Genomic DNA, 22,087 nt, shown 5'->3' on the forward strand with positions numbered 1-22,087 from the left:
TTTAATCTTGAGGTTAGAATCTTTCTAACCTCTTTAAATTTAAATAATTTTAAATAAATACTTTGCAAATTCCACTAATTTTTTTGAATTACTATTCCTTAAAAAATTTAAATCTAAATCATTTGCCCTAACACGATCTAAAGCATCTGCATCTTTAAAATACTTTAATAACTTTTCCCCCAATATTTTATCCTTAATATTACTTTTTTCTAAATATATCAATGCCTTTGAATCATCCATTACATGTCCTATTATTACAAAGTCTAATATATTAAGCTTAGTTCCATCAAAGTTTTTTTCAATCTTTTCTTTATATATATCTAAACTATGAAGCTTTATAACACTATTTCTTCCATGATTTCTATCTGTTCCATCACTTTTTCTTCCTATATCATGAAATACCGATGCCATAGCTAATAAATCTACCTCTTCTGTATTTAAACCAATTAGCATTGAAATAACCATACTTAATATTAGCACTCTTTCTATATGCTTAACTCCATGTATTCCATTTGAATTAAAATAATTTTTTTCACTAATATACCCTTTATATTTTTTATAAACTTCATATTCACTGCTGTTATAAAACTTACATAAAACTTCTTTTGGCTCATATTGATTTACCAACTATATTCCCTCCATGTAAATAAAAAAGATATTAATACATATTACGTACTAATATCCTTTTCGTTAATATATTTATCCTAATACAGCTAATTTTATATATTTATCAAACTCTTCTAATATGTGATTCTCTTTTTCTTTCCAATCAGATATAGTTGAAATATTATTTAAAATATATTTATATATATTTTCTACTTCATCATTAATTTCATAAATAATAAAATCATATACTATTTCTACCCTATCTATTTCTATAAGAGTTTCTGCAGTTTTAATAGCTATCTTATTTTCTATCTCAACAAAATCGGAACCAAACCTTTCTTTTAGAATTGATTTTTGTTTATTTATATATTTAGACTCAATGTAACTGCATTTTAGAAACTCCATAAATTTTTCAAAGTCTCCTACATTGTCTAAAGGTTCTAAGGCAAATAAAATTCTAAAAAATAAGTTCCAATTAAATTCATTATTTATTACCTTCTCAAAATATTCACCAATTATTTTTGTGAATTTATCTTTATATTTAATATCTCTTTCAAATATTATTTTTGAATTAAAGTCTATGTTTTCACTTGAAAGTTCACCTAATCTCTTTAATGCTTTTATTAGTGTTTCTGTGTATTCCTCCTCAGATGAAGTGTCATCTATTTCAAATGTATATCTAATTATTGTTTCACAAGAATTTTTAAAGTCTACAGACATACCAATAGATTCTTTCATTTTATTAGAAAACAAATCATAAATTATTTTAGAAACTATATCTTCTAAATGCTTTTTCCTTGAATTAGTATCTGTCCTCTTTTTAGATTCAAAATGGTTAAATACAGTTATAAGTTGCTTATCTATCATAGATAAGTTATTCTTTATAGATCCCATTATATCTTTTAAAAAATTATTTTCTATTATGTAATTAGAATTTTTATATATAATTTGATGCTCAATTTCCCCCCAAAACATATTTACTAAAGATTTAATTTGTAACTCAAATGGAATTATCTTTCCATTGTAAATATATCTACCATCTATTCTGTATATAGTAAATCCATTTTTTTGTCTTTGAGGTTGTTTTCCTTCTAATTTTATATGAAAATTCTCATCATCTTCGTTATAATAATAATTCTCTTCGCAGCACTTATTAAAGTATTTTTTTAAATATCTATATATATTTTTTTCATCATCACCAAATCTACATTCTATTCTTACCCCTATTAAGTCGCTTAAGTTATATACAAGTGATTCAGCATTAGGAAATTTTTTATAGTATTTATTTCTAACTATCTTTTCTCTTAAACTTTCTGCTGACTTAACTCTTGATGAAATATTTAAAAATTCCACCTTACTTTCATCTAAAACATTGTAAAACTTTTCTTCTATAATAGTAGATACTATACTTAATTCCTCATATGTTTCTTCTAATACATTAATAGCTTTATCTAAATATTCAAATTCTTTTATACTCACTGTCTTTCCCTCACAAAATACTTTTATAATACATATTAATTAAGACTTTAAAAATATTATACTATATTATTCTATTAAATATAATTAGCATAATAATTCTATTTAATTCCTATGATTATATAATGAGAAATTCCTTCTAAAATAAATTTTAAAAGGAATTTCTCAAAACAGCTTACATTATATATTCTTCTCCATTTTTTAAATTTTTAAATGCAACTGATAACATAAGCTTTATTCTATTTAATTGATTTACATTAGATACGCCTGGATCATAATCTATTGCAACTATATTAGATTTAGAATACTTAGACTTTAATGCCTTAATCATTCCCTTTCCTGTAACATGATTTGGTAAACAAGCAAATGGTTGAAGGCATACAATATTAGTTGCCCCACTTTCTATAAGTTCTATCATTTCCGATGTTAAAAACCATCCTTCTCCTGTTTGATTTCCAACTGATAGTATTTCTGATGCTAATCTGGCTAATTCCCCAATTTCCTTAGGTGCCTTAAACCTTTTACTTTTTTCTAGTTCCTTTTTCATTACATACCTAAAACCTTCCATATACCTAATTGCAAATTGTGTAATTGCCCTTGTTACCTTGCTTTTCCCTAAATAATCTGATTTAAATCTTGCATTATAGCAACAATAAAAGAAAAAATCTAAAAGGTCTGGTACAACAGCCTCAGCCCCTTCTTCTTCTAAAATTCCTACTATATCATTATTGGCAGTTGGATGAAATTTAACTAATATTTCTCCTACTACACCTACTTTCGGTTTTTCCTCATTACATAATTCAATTGAGTCAAACTCTTTTATAATCTCCTTAATATTACTTCTAAACTCTTTGATACTTCCAGTTCTTACATTATCCTTTGCTTTTTCATTCCATTTACTATATAAATTATTTACAGCCCCATTTACTATTTCATAAGGTCTTGTCCTATAAACTACCCTCATAAATAAATCTCCATAAACAATAGCCATTAAAGCCCTATTCACAAGCTTTGGAGTTATTTTAAAACCTGGTTGTTCTTCTAACCCTAAAGCATTTAAAGATATTACTGGAACTCTCTCGAATCCAGCATGCTTTAATGCCATCTTTAAAAAACCTATATAATTTGTAGCTCTACATCCACCACCAGTTTGGCTAATTATTACTGATGTATTGTCTATATCATATTTTCCACTTTTCAAAGCTTGTATAATTTGTCCTATAACTATTATAGATGGATAACACGCATCATTATTAACATATTTTAATCCCTCTTCAATTGCACCTAAATCTTTTGATGGTAGTATTTCAACATTATACCCAATTGACTTTATAGCTGCTTCTACTAATTCAAAATGTATAGGTGACATTTGTGGTGCCAATATAGTATGAGTTTTTTTCATCTTCTTTGTAAACATTGGATTTTTATACTCTATCTTTTCTGCTATTGGTTTATAATTTTTACGTTTTCTTTCTTCCATAGCTGCCTTTAAAGATCTAATTCTTATTTTAGCTGCTCCTAAATTATTTCCTTCATCAATTTTTAATGCTGTATATATTTTTCCACTTGAAGATATAATTTCATTTACTTGATCTGTAGTCACTGCATCTAATCCACATCCAAATGAATTTAATTGAATTATATCTACTAAATCATTTTTCCCTACAAACTCTGCGGCTCTATATAATCTTGAATGATACATCCATTGATCAACAACTCTAAGCTTTATATCTAATTTCCCTAAATGAGCTACAGAGTCTTCAGTTAAAACAGCCATTCCTGAAGAAATAATAATATCTGGTATCCCATGGTTTATTTCAGGATCTATGTGATATGGTCTTCCACATAATACAATCCCTTTCTTTTTATTTATTTTTAAATATTCTAATACTTCTTCACCCTTTGACTTTATATCTTCCTTATACACTTCTCTTTCTCTAAAAGCTTCTCTTACCGCTTTTTTAGCTTCATTAAAAGTTACATTATATTCCCTAAAAATATCTAAAATTCTTTTAACAAGTGTTTTTTCATCATCTAAGGAAACAAACGGTTGTATAAAATTTATATTATTTTCTTTTAAGCTATCCATATTTGTTCTTATAACTTCAGGATAAGAAGTTACTATTGGACAGTTAAAATTATTATTTGCAGATTCAAACTCCTTTTTTTCATAAGAAACACATGGATAAAAAATTGTCTTTATACCTCTATTTATCAGATTCATAATATGACCATGTGTAAGCTTTGCTGGATAACAAGCTGATTCTGATGGAATTGTTTCTATTCCAAGTTCATATATATTTTTACTTGAATGGGCCGAAATTTTAACACTAAATCCTAAGTTAGTTAAAAGAGTAAACCAAAATGGATAGTTTTCATATATATTTAAAGCTCTCGGAATTCCTATAATACCCCTTTTAGCCGCTTCTTCTTTAATGGGTTTATAATCAAATGTTCTCTTATATTTGTACTTATATAAATTAGGTAGTTCTTCTTTTTTACTTTTTTCTAAACCTATTCCCTTTTCACACCTATTCCCTGAAATAAACTCTTCATCATCTGCAAACTTATTTATAGTAAGCAAACAATTATTCCCACATCTTCCACATCTCTTAACTCTTGATTCCATATCAAATTTATTTACTTCTCCTTTTGCCAACAAACTAGAAGTAACCTTATTAGAATCATCTATTTTGGAATAATGTCTTTCCTTTGCAATAATTGAGCATCCAAATGCTCCCATTAACCCTGCAATATCAGGTCTTATAGCATTTTTACCTGATATTAATTCAAAGCTTCTAAGTACTGCATCATTATAAAATGTTCCACCTTGAACTATTATATTATCACCAATATCACTTTTATCTCTTAGCTTAATTACTTTAAATAAAGCATTCTTTATAACTGAATAAGAAAGCCCTGCTGATATATCTGATACGCTGGCTCCTTCCTTTTGTGATTGCTTTACTCTAGAATTCATAAACACTGTACATCTAGATCCTAAGTCAACTGGTAACTTTGACTTTAAAGCCTCACTAGCAAATTCATCTATTTTCATATCTAATGACTTTGCAAAACTTTCAATAAAGGATCCACAACCTGCTGAACAAGCTTCATTTAACAATATACTATCAATTGCTCCATTTTTTATCTTAAGGCACTTCATATCTTGTCCACCTATATCTAATATAAAATCTACCTTTGGTAAAAAATATTCCGCCGCCTTATAATGTGCTATAGTTTCAATTTCACCAATATCTATATGTAATGCAGATTTTATCAAAGCTTCTCCATATCCAGTTACACAAGAACTAGCTATATTTACTTCACTTGGTAAGAAATCATATAAATCCTTTAATATTTCTACTACCTTATCTATAGGATTTCCCTCATTACTTTCATATTTAGAATATAATAATTTACATTCATCATCTAACAAAGTAACTTTTGTAGTTGTAGATCCTGCATCTATACCTAAAAATGCATTTCCCTTATAATTTTTCAAGTCTCCTAATTTCACCTTTGATTTATTATGCCTATTTTTAAACTCAATATATTCATCATTATCTTTAAATAATGGATCTAATCTATCATCATTATTTTCCTTAATGCTTTCTATACTTTTAACTTTATCTACAACAGTTTTAAATCGCACTTTACTAGTTTCCTCTGATAACATTGCTGCACCTACTGCAACAAACAACTGGGAATTTTTTGGTGAAATTATTTGATTACCTTTTAAACCTAATGTTTCAACAAATCTCTTTCTAAGTTCTGATAAAAAGTATAATGGTCCACCAAGAAACGCAACATTACCTTTTATAGGCTTACCACAAGCAAGTCCACCAATTGTTTGATTTACTACTGCTTGAAATATAGACGCAGATATATCTTCTTTATTTGCACCTTCATTTATTAGTGGTTGTACATCTGTCTTTGCAAACACACCGCATCTTGATGCAATTGGATATATAACTTTATAGCTTTTAGCATATTCATTAAGCCCCTGTGCATCAGTATTTAAAAGTGTTGCCATTTGATCTATAAATGCACCTGTTCCCCCTGCACAACTTCCATTCATTCTTTGCTCAATTCCACCTCTTAAATATGTTATCTTTGCATCTTCCCCACCAAGTTCTATAACCACATCTGTTTCTGGAATTAATACCTCTACAGTTTTAGAACAAGCAATTACTTCTTGTGCAAAATTAATATCTAGCCATTTAGATACTGATAATCCACCTGAACCTGTTACCATTATCTTGCATTCTATATCTCCAACCTTTTCATAAGCATCATTTATCAAGTCAATAATTGTACTTTTAATATCTGAAAAGTGCCTTTGATATTTACTATGCATAATAATATTTTCATTATCTATAATAACTAGCTTAACTGTTGTAGACCCTATATCTAATCCAATTTTGTAGTATTTCATCTCTTATTCCCCCTACTTAATTTGCCATTTCTAAAAGATAAAAAATTACTTCCAATAAATTTTTTTCAATAATCTCACTTATACCTAAATTAATATTCATATAAAACTTATATTATTACTTTTCTTAAAGCCTAAATTTATACTTTAAATACTCTATATTGTTATAGTAATGAAGTAAATTTATATGCTATAATAATCAAAGAAAATTTACATATTTATCAAAGAAAGGACTTCTTAAGTATGAGTGATATAAAAAAAATTTTAGACCTTTCTGTTATGGCAGGTGAAATATTACTTCGTAATGGAGCAGAAATTTTTAGAGTTCAAGATACTATGACTATAATAGTTAATTCCTTTGAAAATGCCAATTTTAATGTATATGTTATATCTAACGGTATATTTGCCTCTATAAGTAAGGGCAATGAAAATCACTATACTGAAATTAAACATATTCCACTTTCTCCAGTTCACTTAGGAAGAGTTGAAGCTGTTAATAACCTTTCTAGAGAAATAGCTCAAGGAAATTTAACTGTAGATGAAGCTATAAATAAATTACATAGAATTTCACAAATTCCTTATTCCTCGCACAAGCTTCAAATATTATGTTCTGGAATAGGAAGTGCTTGCTTTTGTTATATCTTTGGTGGGACACCTTTTGATAGCTTAGTGTCATTTATTTCTGGAATACTACTTTACATATTTATTACTTTTATAGGTAAAAGAAAAGTCTCAAAAATAATGGTTAATATTTTAGGAAGCTCTTTAGTAACTTTATGTGGATGTATTTTATTTACCTTAAATATGGGTACTAATTTAGACAAAATCATAATTGGTTCAATTATTCCATTAGTTCCTGGAGTTCCAATTACAACTTCAATAAGGGATTTTTTAAATGGGGATTATTTATCTGGAACTATACGATTAATAGATGCATTGCTTATTGCATTTTGTATAGCAATTGGAGTTGGTATAGTTCTTAAAATTTATAACTTAATAGGAGGCGTACTAATATGATGCTGGAAGTTTTAGTTGCATTTATTGCTACTATTGCATTTTCTGTACTTTTTAATGTTTCAAAAAAGGAATATATTTTTTGTGGAATTACCGGTGCATTAGGCTGGTTATTTTATTTAATTATATTCAAATCATATCCATCAGTTGTACTAGCTTCATTTATAGCCTCATTTATTCTTACTTGTGTTTCAAGAATTTTTGCTATTTATAGAAAGGCTCCTGTTACTATATTTTTAATATGCGGAATATTCCCATTAGTTCCTGGTGCAGGTATTTATTATACAGCTTACAACATAATTATGGGTGATAACCTACTTGCTTTAAATAAAGGAATTGAAACTGCTAAAATTGCTGTTGCAATAGCTCTTGGAATATTAGTTGTTTTTTCTCTTCCATATTCATTTTTTAAATTGTTTAATAAAAAATAGCTATGACTCTAATGTCATAGCTATTCTTATATTATTTATTTCCTCTGAAATTAGCAAATATTAATTTAAACATATTGTATCCTACAAATCCAATAATTATTGTAGTTACATAAAGTTGAATCCCACTTAATTGCTTAGCTATATTCGCTAGTGTTTCATATCCTTGAGCTGTTAAGAATCCTGACATTTTTACAGATGCAACTATTCCTATAGCCATTGGGAATGTAAGTCCAGCAAAACCTGGGTGGAATTTATGTCTAAAGAATGATGGTATTTTATATACTATAAATGCTAATGTAGCTAAAATTACTGCATATAAAGCATAGACTACATATTTATTAGGCTCTTGTATAAAGTTTAAGTAACTCACTAAGCATAAGCTTGATGGAGCTAATAATATAGGTTGTGTATGATATAATAATTCCTTTAATGAGAATTTAAATAATCTGTATATCATAAAAGGCATTATAACTACTAACGCTGTAATTCCATAATAAACAACAATCTTACCTATTGTAGGCTCATTCATTACTCCACCTACAACTGTTGATACCATTATCCCATTAAATGTTACAAACCAACTTGGTACAAATGTATCTGTATTTACACCCTTTATTACATTTCTATAAGTGAAAACTACTATATGTATTGCATGTAATATCAATCCTGTAAACCACATACCTTTTCCGATAGTAGCATTGAAGTCAACTACATAACTTCCTAAAATCATTAATATCATTGTAAATCCAGCATATAAACTTGCAGGAACTGTCATTGAATATTCCTTTTTAACTGTATCGAAATGGAATACTATTTTAATTAAATAAGCTAATAATATAATTGCTGCTATCCAAATTGTAATATGTTTTATCCAATCATATCCTAAAGTTTGATATACGTTAGATAATGTAGCCGCACCAACCATAGTAGGTAGTATTGCAACTGGTATGTCTTTAAACTTGCTTAAAAAACTATTATTATCCATTTAAAATTCTCCTTATTAATTAAATTTTTTAAGTAATTTCTTAATTTAATTTTATTCTTGTATTTATATTTTCCATATTAACTTTTATAAATCCAAAAAAATACGTTAATTTTAACACAATATAGATATTTTTTTAACAATTAATTGTCTAATATTCTTCTCATAAGCTTCTACTTAATATTAATTAATTTACAAAATAAATTCTGTGATTATAATCACGCTATTAAAATTATTAATATATATTTTGTTTTTTATATATTTTTTCAAAATTTTAAACTAAAAAGGCATAATATATATCATTAGATAGAATATTTTTCCTTAAAAATAAAAAGAAACCAGTTAATACTTGGCTTCTTTTTACTCTTATGCTTTATATAAATTTCAAATTAATTTATTTATAAAATAATAATTTAGATCTTAAGTTTAAATAATGATATTTGTGGAATATTAAACAATCTAAATGGAACTTTTGTATTTCCAAGTCCTGTATTTACATAAATCTTAGTCTTTCTTTCATTATCTAAGGTATAAAAACCCTTATTATATTTCTCTGCTAAATAATTTTTCTTTATAGGTCCATAAAAAGGTATATATACTTGTCCCCCATGACTATGCCCTGATAAAGCTAAATCAATAGGATATTCATTATACTCATCAATTAAATCGGGTTCATGAATAAGTAATATATTTACTTCATCTTCAACTACACCTCTCATAGTTTCATCCGCATTATGTATTCCCATTAAAGCATCATCAGCTCCATAAAAATTTATTATTTTTCCATCTACCTCTATTGAAGCCTTTTGATTTTCAAGAGTTATAAATCCTGATTTAGTCATTATATCTTCATAGTATTTTATAGCTCCACCACCAATATCATGGTTACCATAAACAGCATACTTCCCTATTTTAGCTTCTATTTTACTTAATGCACCTTCAACCTTATCTAAATCTTCATAATCAGCAGCATGATCTATTAAGTCTCCTGTAAAAACAACTACATCTGCCTTTAATTTATTAATTTTATTAACTGCTTTCTCTAAATTTTCTAAAGTATAAAAGTCACCTAATTGTGTATCTGTAAAATGAACTATCTTTAAATCTGTTTCTCCATTTTCATTAATTATAATATTATGCTTTTTAGATACTAATAAATTCCTTTCTATATATGTTGTATATATACCTAAAGAAACCAATAGAATTGTTGGAATTAATAAAAGCCATATTATCAACTTTTTTATTATTTTCATCTTCTCTTAACTTCTCCTTTTTCTTTTGTTTATATTAGAAATTGTAGCATTAATATAATTAATCAATATTACATTATTGTTACAAATTCGAATTTTATATAAGTAATTTATGTAAAATAAAAAAGCTAAAAATCCATATTATTTTATGAATCCTTAGCTTTAAAGTAAAACTTTTTTTAATGTATAATCAAAAAAACTATAATCTCTTTGATAAGTCCTTAGCATTAAAAATATATTTTGAATTATAAATTTAATAACTTCATCTTGGGTAAATCTATTAAATATATCTTTATTAAACTCAGCTTTATGAGTTTCTAAAAGTTCTATAGATATTTCATGAAATCTTAAAATATATTTTAATTCTCTTGCTCTCCCCTTTTTCTTATTTAAAGAAGATAAGTTAGCCAAATCCTTTAACCAATTGCTTTCAAATTTTTCTAAGTAATTTAACATATAAAAATATAGCTTCTTTAATTGCTGAAAAAAATCTAATTTTTCATCCAACATAAAATCTATATTTTCAAAACATTCATTCCAAAAATCTTCAACTACGTCTATAACAATATCTATTTTATTAGGGTAATAATTATAAATAGTTCCTAATGCAATATTACATCTAGTTGCTAATTTTCTCATATTAATTTTATTTATTCCCTCTTCATAAGCAAGTTCCTTTGCAACCTTTAATATTAATTCCTTAGGGTTATCTAATACCTTTGAAATATTATCACCTCTTTTAAACATATAAAACTCAATGATATATTATTAATATTCTTGTATTTCTACTACTATGCCTAATTTTATGAAAATAATTTTTACCCCCTGAATGATTTGTTCAGGAGGCAAGTTTTCTTTAAAGAAGTTTTATATTATTTTCTTCACAAATATCTATCATTTCTTTAGGCCATATAGATGCTTGAACCTCACCTATATGAGCTTTTCTTAAAAAGAACATACATATTCTTGATTGCCCAATCCCTCCACCTACTGTATATGGTAATTTTCCACTTAATAAATTTTTATGGAAATCTAGTTCCCTTCTATCTTCACAACCAGCAATTTTTAACTGTTTTAATAAAGCTTCTTCATCTACTCTTATTCCCATAGACGAAAGTTCTAATGCACAATCAAATAACGGGTAATAAAATAAAATATCTCCATTTAATGACCAATCATCATAATCTGGCGCTCTTCCATCATGCTTTTCTCCTGAAACTAAGTCTTGTCCTATGCTTTGAAGAAAAACTGCCTTTTTTTCTCTACATATTGCATTTTCTCTTTCTTTAGGTGTTAAATCTGGATATCTATCTTTTAATTCTTGAGCTGTTATAAAGTAAATTTCCTCTGGAAGCATTTCTTCAAAGCTTGAGTATTTACTAGCTAAAAATTGCTCAGTACTTTTAAATACTCTGTATATATTACTAACTATTTCTCTTAATTTTTCCTCATTTCTTTCTTCCTTTAAAATAACCTTTTCCCAATCCCATTGATCAACATAAATAGAATGTGTATTGTCTAGATCTTCATCCCTTCTTATAGCATTCATATCAGTATAAAGCCCTTCACCGCTTGCAAACCCATATCTATATAAAGCCATTCTCTTCCATTTAGCTAATGAATGTACAATTTCTATATTGCTCCCTGGTATTTCTTTCATATCAAATCCAACAGGTCTTTCTATTCCATTTAAGTTATCATTTAATCCAGTTTTATTTTCAACAAATAAAGGTGCTGATACTCTTGTTAAATTTAATGCTTTTGCTAATTCTCTTTCAAAAAAATCCTTTAAATCCTTAATAGCTACTGCTGTTTCTCTTAATGTTAATTTAGCTTCATAGCCCTTTGGTAATATTAATTTTTCACTACACATTTTTAATTCCCCCAATTTATTTTATTTTTCTTATTTGTCATTAATAATTAAACTTATTTCAATAATACAATTAATTTTTTATAATAAAAAAAGCTCTTCATCCTATATATAGGACGAAAAGCATATATTCCGTGGTACCACCTATGTTAGCTAAAAAGCTCACTCTTAATCAATACGGAACTTGCTATTTAAGTTCGATATTGTCCAAATAATAACGGATTGGTTCCGTCCTAATGTAATTTCTAAAACATTTTTTAGATTTCCATTGGAAGCTCCAAGATGTTATTCATTATAGCCTTAATATAAGCATTCCACCATCGCTTACTCTCTAAAATCAGTATCTATAACTACTTCTTCTTTTCTTTGCCTTTGCTATTTAACTTTTTATCATAATATCATTATATTTAAAGCTTGTCAATAATTTATCAGAATATTTTCAATCTTATTTGTGATGATAAATCCCCATTAATTATAGTGACCTTTTAATAAGTTAATCATATTATTATTAATATGATTATAATCAAAAGGGGCTTAATTATGGACTTCACGAATTATAGACATATTAATATACAACTTATCAATTGTGACCATAGTCTACTAAATAACAAAAAAAATCTAAGCCTTTACTCAAGAGAAGCATGCAAGGAATTAAAAGCAGGAAAGATTAAAGCTTCTTTTTTTGTTTTCAATCCTAATGGTTTGACTTTTGTAGTGCTTTTTAAAGGCGGGCAAATAACAATTATAACTGACACTTCTAAAAATCTAGCTTCTATAGAACTATTTATAAATTCTTCTAATATAAATTTTTCTGCATTTAAATATCTAAAAAAAGCATTAAAAGCAGAAACTCTAGAGATTTACCAAGTTGATTGTAATACAGATAATCTCCCTATATCTGAAGCAATTAATATTATAGAATCAAATATAATCTCTAGAGAAAGCTTTAATTATAGCCTTGTAATATCAATTTTAGGTAGTTGTGGAGGTGTTGCAACGTCTCTTTTATCTATACTTAACAGAGCTTGCTTTGATAAATCTGATCCTCTCCATGATTTTATAAATCAAAGTAAACTACACCTAATAGACTTACATCAAAAAGATGAAAAATACTATGATAAAAACTTTCCTAACCTTTCAAAAAAAATAATTTTGCATAGCTTTGATCTAAATGACACCTCTAAACTTACTGATCATTTAAAAGAATCTAAAACATCCATAGTTTTAGATATTTCATTTGCTGATACTGTAGATACTTTGCGTTGTTGTGATTCCTTAGGTGTTATTTATATCAACTCTGCTCTAGAAAGTGTTAGTGTAGATAAAAATGAAGACCTAGAGGGTTTCCCCCTTCAAGAAAGATTTGAAATTTTTGAAAGCCATAAAGATGAATTCAAAAATACTACTGCTATAATATGTTCTGGAATGAATCCTGGTGTAGTTCAATGGATGGCTATAGATTTAATGAAAAAATATCCTAATGAAACTCCGCTAGGCTGTTATATAGTTGAAGAAGATACTTCTTTTTTTAATGATGAAACCTTAGCCAATAAAGATACACTTTATACAACTTGGTCAACTGAATGTTTTTTAGATGAAGCAATTTACAGTTATCCAAACTTTATTAAAAACCATCAATCATTATTTTTATACAAGGAAGTTTATGAACTAGAATTTAAAGTTCGATTAGGGAAAAGAGAGTTTTATGGTTGTTTGATGCCTCATGAGGAGGCGTTAACCTTAGGTAAGATGTATAATATGGAAACAGGTTTTATATATAAGATAAACGATCATACAACTAATATTATTAGAGATAACCTTGATAATTTAGATAGCTTATGGGAAAGACCTATGGAAGTTTTAGACCCTAAAAAGTATTCCTTAAAAGGAACTGATTCCGTTGGAATACTTTTAGTTTTTGCCAATAAGGAAGCATATATGTATAATGCATTAGATAATAAAAAGGCCTATAAAAAATATAATACTAATGCAACTTATATCCAAGTTGCCTCTGGATTATATGGTTCATTAGCAACTATCCTTTTAGACAATATTCCTAAAGGAATTTATTATGTTGACGAGCTTCTTGTAAATACAAATAGTAACTATGGTAAATACCTAACCTATCACCTTGAATCCTTTATAGTAGGAGAAAATACTAGTACTGATGGAGATTTAATTAATAGAATGCGCCAAATTAAAAAATAATCTTCTAATTAAAATAATAAGGCAGATTAACTTAAAACCTGCCTTATAAAACTTTTTCCCTATATAAAATTTCATAATCATACTTTTTTATTCTCTTAGTTATATAAAATCCATTCTTTTCGTATATTTCTTGTGCCTTAGCTTCATTTTCATCTGTTGATGTGTAAAGACATAAATAACTTTTACCTCTTTCTCTCGCTGTATTTATAGCATAATCTAATAGAAACTTCCCAATTCCCTTACCTCTATGTTTTTTACTAACGCAATACCATCCAAGCCAATAAGTATTTTCATAACTTTCATTTAATGAGTATAGTCCTATTATTCCTAATAATTTTTTATCTCTACCTATAGCAATAAAGTATTCTAAGGTTCTTATATGTCTATCATATTTCTTTATATACTTTATCATCTTTTCATCATTAATACTTGCCCATAGCTCTCTTTTAATTGACTCTCCTTCATCTTCAAATGTATTCATAACAAGCTTTATAGCTCTTTTTACATAGCTTTCATCTAACTGGATTATATTTACGTCATTATAATCTATCATAAGAATCTCCATAATTATTACTACTACCATATATTATGATTCCACTTAGTTTATGTTCAAAAATTTAGATGTTCTCTATACATTAATATAAAAAACATATAACTTACTATCATTAATTAATTTCCTTTAATACTTCATTAGACTTTGAACATTACTGATTTAATAATATTATCCATATATTTTAATTTATTTTAGATTTTTAAATAAAAAACTTATACTACAAAATCATAGTATAAGTCTTATTGAAGTTAATTATTTTTTATTTTTTCTCGCAAAAACAAATCCTAGTGAAGTAATAATTACTCCCACTAATCCAGTTCCAGTCCCTCCACCTGTGTTAGGTAGCTTACTTACTGGTTTTTTAGTTGTCGTTGGTTTAGTTACTGGCTTTGTTGTTCCAGTTGCTTTTTTGTTTACAGTTACCTTTACTTCCTTTGTAAAAGTTTTTCCTTCTTTATCTACTACTTCATATATTACTTTATAAATACCTTCTTTTGATGTATCTACTGTATTTTCTGTTACCTTTATTTTATCTGTTAAATCTCCATCTTCCTCATCATGAGCTTTTACATCCTTCAAAGGGTCAAATTTATCTCCTACAGTAATAGTTTTATCACTTGCAGTTATTATAGGGGCACTATTTTCTTTAATATAATCTACATATTGATATACAATCCCACTAAAATATGCTTCTTCTCCCGCTGCTTTAAATTCCTCAAAACTCATTATAAATTTATTATTCCCTGGAACTATATCCGTCCATGTAATACTATCCTCTTTATTTATTCCTAAAGATAAAACATCCTTTATTAAAACTGTCTTTCCATCTTTACCTTTGATAGGACTTTTTAAAGTGAATATATTTTCAGTAATTGTTTGCTTATTAAGATTTATTTCTTGATTTAGCACAGATAAACCACTTATATTTATATCTTTTAATGGTGATATATCACTTATACTATTGTTATTTAAAAATAACCAATCTAATTTTTTTAAATTTGCTAAAGTATTAATATCTGATATTTTATTTTTTGACAAATCTAAAAGAGTTAATGATGTTAATTTACTAAGTGGTGTTAAATCACTTATATTATTATTATATAAGTCTAACTGAATCAAATTAGATAATTCCTTTAACGGACTTATATCTTCTATATTATTTCCTCCTAAAAGCAACACAAGTATTGTTTTACAGTCTGCTAAAAAATCTATATTAGTTATTTTATTATCTAATAAACTTAAATGAGTTAAATTTTTCATATTAGCTAAGTGGTTAAGGTCCATACTGTTATCAATTCCACAATTAACTAATCTTAATTTTGTTATGCTTGAAATAGAGCTAATAATATCTATATTTTCTTTATTTGCAATCTTCGCTTCATTTTCAATAATTAGCTCGTCTAAATTCACAGCATATTGTAATCCCTCTAAACTTTCTACCCCTTGATTTATTATAGCTAAAGTTTTTATCTTACTTAATTCATCCATTGTTACAGGTGTATTTACTTCTTCTCCCTTTCCTAAGCAAACATTTATTATTTGTAATAGTTTTTGATCCTTAATTTGAACTATCTCACTACTATTATACTCTTGATCCTTTAATTCATTATGTCCCTCATTTACTGTTGTGTCTGTTTTATCATTTACATTTTCATCCTGTTGAACTCCTTCAACCTTTTCTACATAAGTACCATCACCATTTACTTCACTTAATATTGGCTTTTCGGTTTCCCCATGCTCTTCTGTAATTGCATTTGCAACATATACTTTTTGATTTAGTAATAATGCTGATACCATTACAGTTACATATATTTTTTTTGTAACCATTGATTTTCTCATTACGCTCATACCCCTTTGTTAATATTTGTATTAATGATTATATTCATATTGAAGTTTATTATTCACTTCTTATAAATTTATAATTAAATTTACATATAAATTAAAAAAATCATATTAAATATCATTAAAAGAGACAGTTCTTATCTATAAAATGAAATATATTTTGCTATAATTTTCCCACAAAAAGCACCTAACATATTATTAATAAAAATTTGAAGTTAACACTTTAACTTTTTAAATGTTAACCTTAAAAATTTTCATAATATTATTAAGTGCTCTATTTTATCTTTAATTATTTATAGGATTTTTCTAATATCCATAATACATCCTTATTAGAAATTTGAACTGGATCCACTTCAAATAATCCCCCCATAGTTTCTCTTGCATTTATAACATACTTTTCAAGGTCTTCTTTTTCTATTCCATAATCAGACATTCTTAAGTTCGCTACTCCACAAGCTTCTTGCAATGCAACTAATTCAGTTACAAAATCCATTGGAATCTTTGCATCCTTCTTTCCTAATGCTTTAGCCATTTCTATCATTTTTTCATCACAAGCTCCTACATTAACTAAATGAGTATAATAAGCCCTACTAATCATAATTAACCCTGCTCCATGAACTATTTCAGGATGAAATGCACTTAATGCATGCTCTATAGAATGCTCTGATGTGCATCCTGATGTAGATTCAACTAATCCTGATAATGTATTAGCAAGTGCTACATCTGCTCTAGCATCTTCATCTGCTCCATTTTTAACTGCAGTTTCTAATGACTTTCCTATAAGCTCAATACTTTTTAATGCATACATATCACTTAAAACATAAGAAGTATTATTTATATATCCTTCTGTACTATGAAAAAGTGCATCAAATCCTTGATATGCTGTAAGCATAGGAGGCACTGTTACCATTAAATCTGGATCTACTACTGCCAAAACAGGGAATGTCTTATCATATCCAAAGCCTATCTTTTCATTAGTAGCTTCTTTTGTTATTACAGTCCATGGATCTACTTCTGTTCCTGTTCCCGCTGTAGTAGTTATTGCAACTATTGGCAATGGATCATTTTTAACCGGCTTTCCTTTTCCTGTTCCACCACTTATATAATCCCAATAATCACCTTCATTAGTTGCCATAACAGCTATACTTTTGGCAGAGTCAATACTACTCCCCCCACCTAATCCTATTACAAAGTCACATCCTGTATCTTTTATAGCTTGAGCACCCTCCATTACATGTGGCTTAATTGGATTAGCTAATATCTTATCAAATAGTACATATTGAACACCAGCTAAATCTAACTGTCTTTCTAATCTTTCTAAATAGCCATACTTTTTTACTGAATTACCTGCTGAAGTAACAATTAAAGCCTTATCTCCAGGTAAGTTTTCCTTATGCAAATTATCTAATTGTCCCTTTCCAAACAATAATTTAGTTGGCATATAATACTTAAAATTCATTTTATATCCTCCCATTTATCTCTTTTTTTATATCTCTATAATTATTCTTAATCTTTAATCAATCTATGCTTATTATTTCTCAATTATTAAATACCTTTTTTTGTAAATAATATAAAATAATCATATAATACCTTTTATTCTATTACAATATAACTTTTCTACTTTTAAATATTAAAAATATATCATAGCAAAAAAATAAGTAAATCAAATAATATTTTTGATAATTTAACTTATTTTTCTACAAAAAGTGTTGACATAATTCATTTTAGATAATATAATAATTCTTGTAGCCGCGCCGAAGTGGCGGAACTGGCAGACGCACAGGACTTAAAATCCTGCGATTTTAACCAATCGTACCGGTTCGATTCCGGTCTTCGGCACCAAAAGGTATCTAGTAAATAGATACCTTTTTTTGTTTTGTTATTTTATTTTTTTAAGCGAATCCTCTATTTTAGCTTCCATTTCCATAACAAATTTTGAATCTAATTCGCTATTTTCAAATACATCATCAATTGATTTTATATCAACACCGGCTACAGAATAATAATCTTTTAATTCTTCTTCCATTTGATAAATTGAAATATTCACATTATTATCTTCAATATATATTTCCTCATATAGCTTTCTTATCTTTTCATTTCTATCCATTTATATTTCTCCTTTCTTAAAATACTTTAAATACTAAATCCTTATATTTTTAGTATTTAGATTCTTAAATATACATACTCCACTTTTAATAAATATATAAAAAAACTCCAGCTAAATAGCTGAAGTTTTAATTATTCATTAGATTTTCCTTCTAGATATTTTTGTATATACAATTTATTTGCAAAACTCATTGCAGAAGATTTAACTAATTCAGCCTCTAGAGATATATTTCCCTCTCTTTCTAATCTTGTATTAGTAAAAGTAGATTTTAAAGCCAATTCAAGTTCAATACAAAACCTATCATACGCATGATCTACAGGGCATGTATCTATTTGTATCTTTATTAGGTTACATACTTCTGTTAATGTAAATACTTGCTTTAAAATACAAACTACTATTAAATATGCTACATGAGTTTGATTGTATTTTTTATCCTTTGGCGGTGAAACAACCCTTTGTTTTACATAATTGTTTACCATAGTAGAAGTTAATAGTTTTTCACTTGAATTTGAACATAATATACTTAAAGCTTCTTCAATAAATGTTATAACTTGCTCTTTGTATAATGGTATAGTTGGCAACTCATTATATCGAGGACAATGGAAATTTATAAGGTCTAATTCCTTATCCGTTTTATTATTTTCCACCTTTTAATCCTTACCTTCTATTTACCTTAATAACTCATGCTTTTTAATTACTTGAATTGACACACAACCTGGTCCACCTTGAGTTGTAAAGGCTGGTCCTAATTTCCATATCTCTATATCAGCATTACTTATATTTTTTGATAAAACTTCTTTAGCTGCAATAGCTAATTCTTCTTTACAAGCGTGTGCTATATATATTTTATAATCGCCATTTGCACCATCATTTATTAATGCTTCAGATATTTTTTCAATAGCTTTTGAGAAAGTACGCTTTGTTGTGAATTTAGCTATTCTTTGTCCATCTTCTGTTACTGTCATTACAGGAACTAATTTTATTACACTTCCTATACGTCCAGCTAAGTTCGATAATCTTCCACCTCTAACTAAATAATCAAAATCATGAGGAATTAAGAAAGATTTAGAAGTTGGAATTAATGAATTAATAGCCTCTAGAATTTCTTTTCTAGACTTGTCCATTTCTGCCATTTTAACAGCTAAGTTTACTAAATAATGTTGTGGCCCACAAAGTGTTTTAGAATTCACTACTTCAATATTTTCTGGATTATTTGCCATCATCTTAGCTGTACACGCTGAATTATATGTACCTGAAAGCCCATCTGCCATAGAGATATTTATTATCTCATCGTTTTCATATTTATTATATAAATCTACAACTTCTCCAATTGAAGGTTGTGATGATAGAGGTATATGACCTTCGTTTATAATATCTATAAATTCTTCAGTAGAAATATCTTCATATTCTTTATATGTTTTTTCATTAATAGTAACTGTTAATGGTGCAATATCTACACCTTTTGTTTTCCCCTCAGCAATAGAATACAGTGATGATGAATCTGATATAATCTTTACCATAATATTCCCCTCCGGTATATTTTATCTTTTAGTTTTTTATTCCATTTAATTTAGTTTTTAATACTATATGATTTAGATTAACATACACAATTGCAATAGTCAATTTATAAGAAAATAATTCACATTTTATAAATAAAAATTTCTTATTTTTCATTTATATTATTTTTTCTCTTGAGAAAAAACAAGTTTTACAATAATAAAATACTTAACTTAAAATTGAATATTTCATAAAAAAAGATTTAGTACAAAAAATACTAAATCTTAACTCTTTTATAATTCTTTTAATTTAAATACAAATTTTTCAACATCTTCTTTTTTAGTCGCCCAAGATGTTACTAATCTTATAGCAGAATTACTTTCATCAATCTTTTCCCATATTATGAAAGAAAAATCCTCTTGAAGTTTTTTAATAATATTATTTTGTAATATAGGAAATACCTGATTAGATGGTGATTCTACTAAAAATTCATATCCTTCTTTAGAAATTCCATCTCTTAAAATATCAGCCATTAAATTCATGTGTTTTCCTATTTTCAAAAATAAATCTTCTCTAAATAATTCCATAACCTGAATTCCCAATATTCTTCCTTTAGCTAATAATGCACCTCTTTGCTTTAAATGGTATCTAAAGTTTTCTTTTAATGAATCATTACTTATTACTAATGCTTCCCCTAATAAAGCTCCATTTTTTGTTCCACCAATATAAAATGCATCTGTTAATTTACAAATATCTTCTAGTGTTAAATCATTTTCTCTACAACTTAATGCTGAGCCTAATCTAGCACCATCCATAAATAAAATAAGATTATTTTCTCTGCAAACCTTACTTAACTCTTCTAATTCTCTCTTTTTATAAATAGTTCCTATTTCCGTAGAATTTGAAATATAAACAAGCTTAGGCTTAACCACATGCTCACTATTATGCTTTTCTAATACTGAAGCCACATCTTTTCCTGTAATTTTTCCATTCGAAGAATTTACAGTAATAACCTTATGTCCTGTACACTCAATTGCTCCAGTTTCATTAACAAATATATGACCTGTATTAGCTGATATACAACCTTCATACGGCCTTAAAAAAGCTGCAATAGAAATTAAATTTGTTTGTGTTCCCCCTGATATAAAGTGAACATCTATATTTTCATTTTTTGCTTTTTCCCTTATCAATCCTTTAGCCTTTAAACAAAATTCATCTTCTCCATATCCATCCTGCTGATTTAAATTGCTTTTAACTAAAGATTCTAATATTTGAGGATGTGCTCCCTCACTATAATCATTTTTAAAGCTATACATTTTACCCCAACCTTTCACTTATGTATATTAATTTTTAGTAATATTATACAGTATATTTTTGTAAGAATCTATTGAGATTTAAATAAATACATCTAAAAAATAACCCCAAGATTATAACTAATCTTAGGGTTACTTATATCAAACTATTCTAAATCATCATCATCATTTTCAATATCGTCTTCACCAACAACATTATTAGAAGGCTTACTACTATTTTCTTGAATATTGGTTGTGTTAGGCTTTTGAATATTAGATTCAACATTCCCATTATTTATTTTCCCAACTCCAAATATAAATGCTATAATTGATAATAATATAGATAAAATTGCAATAATATTTCTTGTTAATCTTAACCTTTCAGTTTTGTTTTTTAATAGTTCATTTTGCATTTTAACTTCTTCTAAGCTTAGTTTATTTTTCATATGTACTTTCTCTCCCACTTAACCTTTAGTAACTTATTATATCAAAAGCTAGTACTAATTTAAATGTTCCATCTACTT

The 22,087-nt window shown here is 27.1% G+C and carries 18 protein-coding genes, 1 tRNA gene and 1 other annotated feature; of the genes, 4 read left to right on the forward strand and 15 right to left on the reverse strand.

Going from position 1 to position 22,087, the window contains the following annotated elements; all coding sequences use genetic code 11:
* Positions 1 to 39: 39 nt before the first annotated feature.
* The 3 genes from ACRDBA_RS17295 to ACRDBA_RS17305 form a co-directional block, all read right to left on the reverse strand.
* Positions 40 to 627, reverse strand: coding sequence for an HD domain-containing protein (locus tag ACRDBA_RS17295; RefSeq protein WP_438574177.1), 588 nt, complete (start codon positions 625 to 627; stop codon positions 40 to 42).
* 72 nt (positions 628 to 699) lie between these two features.
* Complete coding sequence (locus ACRDBA_RS17300) at positions 700 to 2,085, reverse strand: GTP pyrophosphokinase (RefSeq protein WP_438574178.1); 1,386 nt, start codon at positions 2,083 to 2,085, stop codon at positions 700 to 702.
* Positions 2,086 to 2,257: 172 nt separating this feature from the next.
* Positions 2,258 to 6,520 (reverse strand): acyl-CoA dehydratase activase-related protein, encoded by a 4,263-nt coding sequence (locus ACRDBA_RS17305; protein ID WP_438574179.1) that lies wholly within the window; start codon positions 6,518 to 6,520, stop codon positions 2,258 to 2,260.
* A 240-nt stretch (positions 6,521 to 6,760) separates the two neighbouring features.
* Between ACRDBA_RS17305 and ACRDBA_RS17310 the strand changes: the two genes are divergently transcribed.
* Together ACRDBA_RS17310 and ACRDBA_RS17315 are read left to right on the forward strand one after the other, a co-directional pair.
* On the forward strand, positions 6,761 to 7,534 hold the full coding sequence (locus ACRDBA_RS17310) for a threonine/serine ThrE exporter family protein (protein ID WP_438574180.1): 774 nt from the start codon (positions 6,761 to 6,763) through the stop codon (positions 7,532 to 7,534).
* Positions 7,531 to 7,962 (forward strand): threonine/serine exporter family protein, encoded by a 432-nt coding sequence (locus ACRDBA_RS17315; protein WP_438574181.1) that lies wholly within the window; start codon positions 7,531 to 7,533, stop codon positions 7,960 to 7,962. The genes ACRDBA_RS17310 and ACRDBA_RS17315 overlap by 4 nt, the downstream gene beginning before the upstream one ends.
* Positions 7,963 to 7,993: 31 nt before the next feature.
* On the opposite strand, the gene ACRDBA_RS17320 is transcribed toward ACRDBA_RS17315, so the two are convergent.
* The 4 genes from ACRDBA_RS17320 to asnA form a co-directional block, all read right to left on the reverse strand.
* Entirely contained in the window at positions 7,994 to 8,947 is a 954-nt protein-coding gene (locus ACRDBA_RS17320) for a TDT family transporter (RefSeq protein WP_438574182.1), read from the reverse strand.
* A 410-nt stretch (positions 8,948 to 9,357) separates the two neighbouring features.
* Positions 9,358 to 10,197 (reverse strand): metallophosphoesterase, encoded by an 840-nt coding sequence (locus tag ACRDBA_RS17325; RefSeq protein ID WP_438574183.1) that lies wholly within the window; start codon positions 10,195 to 10,197, stop codon positions 9,358 to 9,360.
* Between the two features lie 159 nt (positions 10,198 to 10,356).
* The gene (locus tag ACRDBA_RS17330) at positions 10,357 to 10,941 is read right to left on the reverse strand and encodes a TetR/AcrR family transcriptional regulator (RefSeq protein WP_438574184.1); all 585 of its coding nucleotides are present in this window, start codon (positions 10,939 to 10,941) and stop codon (positions 10,357 to 10,359) included.
* Positions 10,942 to 11,050: 109 nt separating this feature from the next.
* On the reverse strand, positions 11,051 to 12,067 hold the full coding sequence (gene asnA / locus ACRDBA_RS17335; RefSeq protein WP_438574185.1) for an aspartate--ammonia ligase: 1,017 nt from the start codon (positions 12,065 to 12,067) through the stop codon (positions 11,051 to 11,053).
* 106 nt (positions 12,068 to 12,173) lie between these two features.
* Positions 12,174 to 12,440 (reverse strand) — a binding site (T-box leader).
* A gap of 164 nt (positions 12,441 to 12,604) precedes the next feature.
* Between asnA and ACRDBA_RS17340 the strand changes: the two genes are divergently transcribed.
* Entirely contained in the window at positions 12,605 to 14,272 is a 1,668-nt protein-coding gene (locus ACRDBA_RS17340; RefSeq protein WP_438574186.1) for an S-adenosylmethionine decarboxylase, read from the forward strand.
* Positions 14,273 to 14,315: 43 nt separating this feature from the next.
* On the opposite strand, the gene ACRDBA_RS17345 is transcribed toward ACRDBA_RS17340, so the two are convergent.
* The 3 genes from ACRDBA_RS17345 to ACRDBA_RS17355 all read right to left on the reverse strand — a co-directional run bounded on the left by ACRDBA_RS17345 (position 14,316) and on the right by ACRDBA_RS17355 (position 18,126).
* Positions 14,316 to 14,825, reverse strand: a complete 510-nt coding sequence (locus tag ACRDBA_RS17345; protein ID WP_438574187.1) for a GNAT family N-acetyltransferase — start codon at positions 14,823 to 14,825, stop codon at positions 14,316 to 14,318.
* Positions 14,826 to 15,077: 252 nt separating this feature from the next.
* Positions 15,078 to 16,664 (reverse strand): leucine-rich repeat domain-containing protein, encoded by a 1,587-nt coding sequence (locus ACRDBA_RS17350; RefSeq protein WP_438574188.1) that lies wholly within the window; start codon positions 16,662 to 16,664, stop codon positions 15,078 to 15,080.
* A gap of 292 nt (positions 16,665 to 16,956) precedes the next feature.
* Positions 16,957 to 18,126: an iron-containing alcohol dehydrogenase gene (locus tag ACRDBA_RS17355; protein ID WP_438574189.1), complete on the reverse strand. Its 1,170-nt coding sequence runs from the start codon at positions 18,124 to 18,126 to the stop codon at positions 16,957 to 16,959.
* A 294-nt stretch (positions 18,127 to 18,420) separates the two neighbouring features.
* On the opposite strand from ACRDBA_RS17355, the gene ACRDBA_RS17360 reads away from it, so the two are divergent.
* Positions 18,421 to 18,509: transfer RNA gene (locus tag ACRDBA_RS17360), tRNA-Leu, on the forward strand.
* A 37-nt stretch (positions 18,510 to 18,546) separates the two neighbouring features.
* Here ACRDBA_RS17360 and ACRDBA_RS17365 read toward each other — a convergent pair.
* The 5 genes from ACRDBA_RS17365 to ACRDBA_RS17385 form a co-directional block, all read right to left on the reverse strand.
* Positions 18,547 to 18,774, reverse strand: coding sequence for a hypothetical protein (locus ACRDBA_RS17365; RefSeq protein WP_438574190.1), 228 nt, complete (start codon positions 18,772 to 18,774; stop codon positions 18,547 to 18,549).
* A 131-nt stretch (positions 18,775 to 18,905) separates the two neighbouring features.
* Positions 18,906 to 19,421, reverse strand: a complete 516-nt coding sequence (locus ACRDBA_RS17370; protein WP_438574191.1) for a DUF1836 domain-containing protein — start codon at positions 19,419 to 19,421, stop codon at positions 18,906 to 18,908.
* Between the two features lie 21 nt (positions 19,422 to 19,442).
* Positions 19,443 to 20,294 carry a DegV family protein gene (locus tag ACRDBA_RS17375; RefSeq protein ID WP_438574192.1) on the reverse strand — a complete coding sequence of 284 codons (852 nt, stop codon included), beginning with the start codon at positions 20,292 to 20,294 and terminating at the stop codon, positions 19,443 to 19,445.
* Positions 20,295 to 20,564: 270 nt separating this feature from the next.
* Complete coding sequence (locus ACRDBA_RS17380; RefSeq protein WP_438574193.1) at positions 20,565 to 21,587, reverse strand: threonine aldolase family protein; 1,023 nt, start codon at positions 21,585 to 21,587, stop codon at positions 20,565 to 20,567.
* Between the two features lie 143 nt (positions 21,588 to 21,730).
* Positions 21,731 to 22,009 (reverse strand): hypothetical protein, encoded by a 279-nt coding sequence (locus ACRDBA_RS17385; protein WP_438574194.1) that lies wholly within the window; start codon positions 22,007 to 22,009, stop codon positions 21,731 to 21,733.
* Positions 22,010 to 22,087: the final 78 nt, after the last annotated feature.

This window comes from Clostridium sp. (assembly GCF_051654825.1).
Lineage (GTDB): Bacteria > Bacillota > Clostridia > Clostridiales > Clostridiaceae > Clostridium.

Excerpts from the sequence above, each read along its gene's own strand:
- ACRDBA_RS17305 (WP_438574179.1), bottom strand. The coding sequence starts at position 6,520 with ATGAAATACTACAAAATTGGATTAGATATAGGGTCTACAACAGTTAAG.
- ACRDBA_RS17310 (WP_438574180.1), top strand. The coding sequence starts at position 6,761 with ATGAGTGATATAAAAAAAATTTTAGACCTTTCTGTTATGGCAGGTGAA.
- ACRDBA_RS17315 (WP_438574181.1), top strand. The coding sequence starts at position 7,531 with ATGATGCTGGAAGTTTTAGTTGCATTTATTGCTACTATTGCATTTTCT.
- ACRDBA_RS17320 (WP_438574182.1), bottom strand. The coding sequence starts at position 8,947 with ATGGATAATAATAGTTTTTTAAGCAAGTTTAAAGACATACCAGTTGCA.
- ACRDBA_RS17325 (WP_438574183.1), bottom strand. The coding sequence starts at position 10,197 with ATGAAAATAATAAAAAAGTTGATAATATGGCTTTTATTAATTCCAACA.
- ACRDBA_RS17330 (WP_438574184.1), bottom strand. The coding sequence starts at position 10,941 with ATGTTTAAAAGAGGTGATAATATTTCAAAGGTATTAGATAACCCTAAG.
- asnA (WP_438574185.1), bottom strand. The coding sequence starts at position 12,067 with ATGTGTAGTGAAAAATTAATATTACCAAAGGGCTATGAAGCTAAATTA.
- ACRDBA_RS17340 (WP_438574186.1), top strand. The coding sequence starts at position 12,605 with ATGGACTTCACGAATTATAGACATATTAATATACAACTTATCAATTGT.
- ACRDBA_RS17345 (WP_438574187.1), bottom strand. The coding sequence starts at position 14,825 with ATGATAGATTATAATGACGTAAATATAATCCAGTTAGATGAAAGCTAT.
- ACRDBA_RS17350 (WP_438574188.1), bottom strand. The coding sequence starts at position 16,664 with ATGAGAAAATCAATGGTTACAAAAAAAATATATGTAACTGTAATGGTA.
- ACRDBA_RS17355 (WP_438574189.1), bottom strand. The coding sequence starts at position 18,126 with ATGAATTTTAAGTATTATATGCCAACTAAATTATTGTTTGGAAAGGGA.
- ACRDBA_RS17365 (WP_438574190.1), bottom strand. The coding sequence starts at position 18,774 with ATGGATAGAAATGAAAAGATAAGAAAGCTATATGAGGAAATATATATT.
- ACRDBA_RS17375 (WP_438574192.1), bottom strand. The coding sequence starts at position 20,294 with ATGGTAAAGATTATATCAGATTCATCATCACTGTATTCTATTGCTGAG.
- ACRDBA_RS17380 (WP_438574193.1), bottom strand. The coding sequence starts at position 21,587 with ATGTATAGCTTTAAAAATGATTATAGTGAGGGAGCACATCCTCAAATA.
- ACRDBA_RS17385 (WP_438574194.1), bottom strand. The coding sequence starts at position 22,009 with ATGAAAAATAAACTAAGCTTAGAAGAAGTTAAAATGCAAAATGAACTA.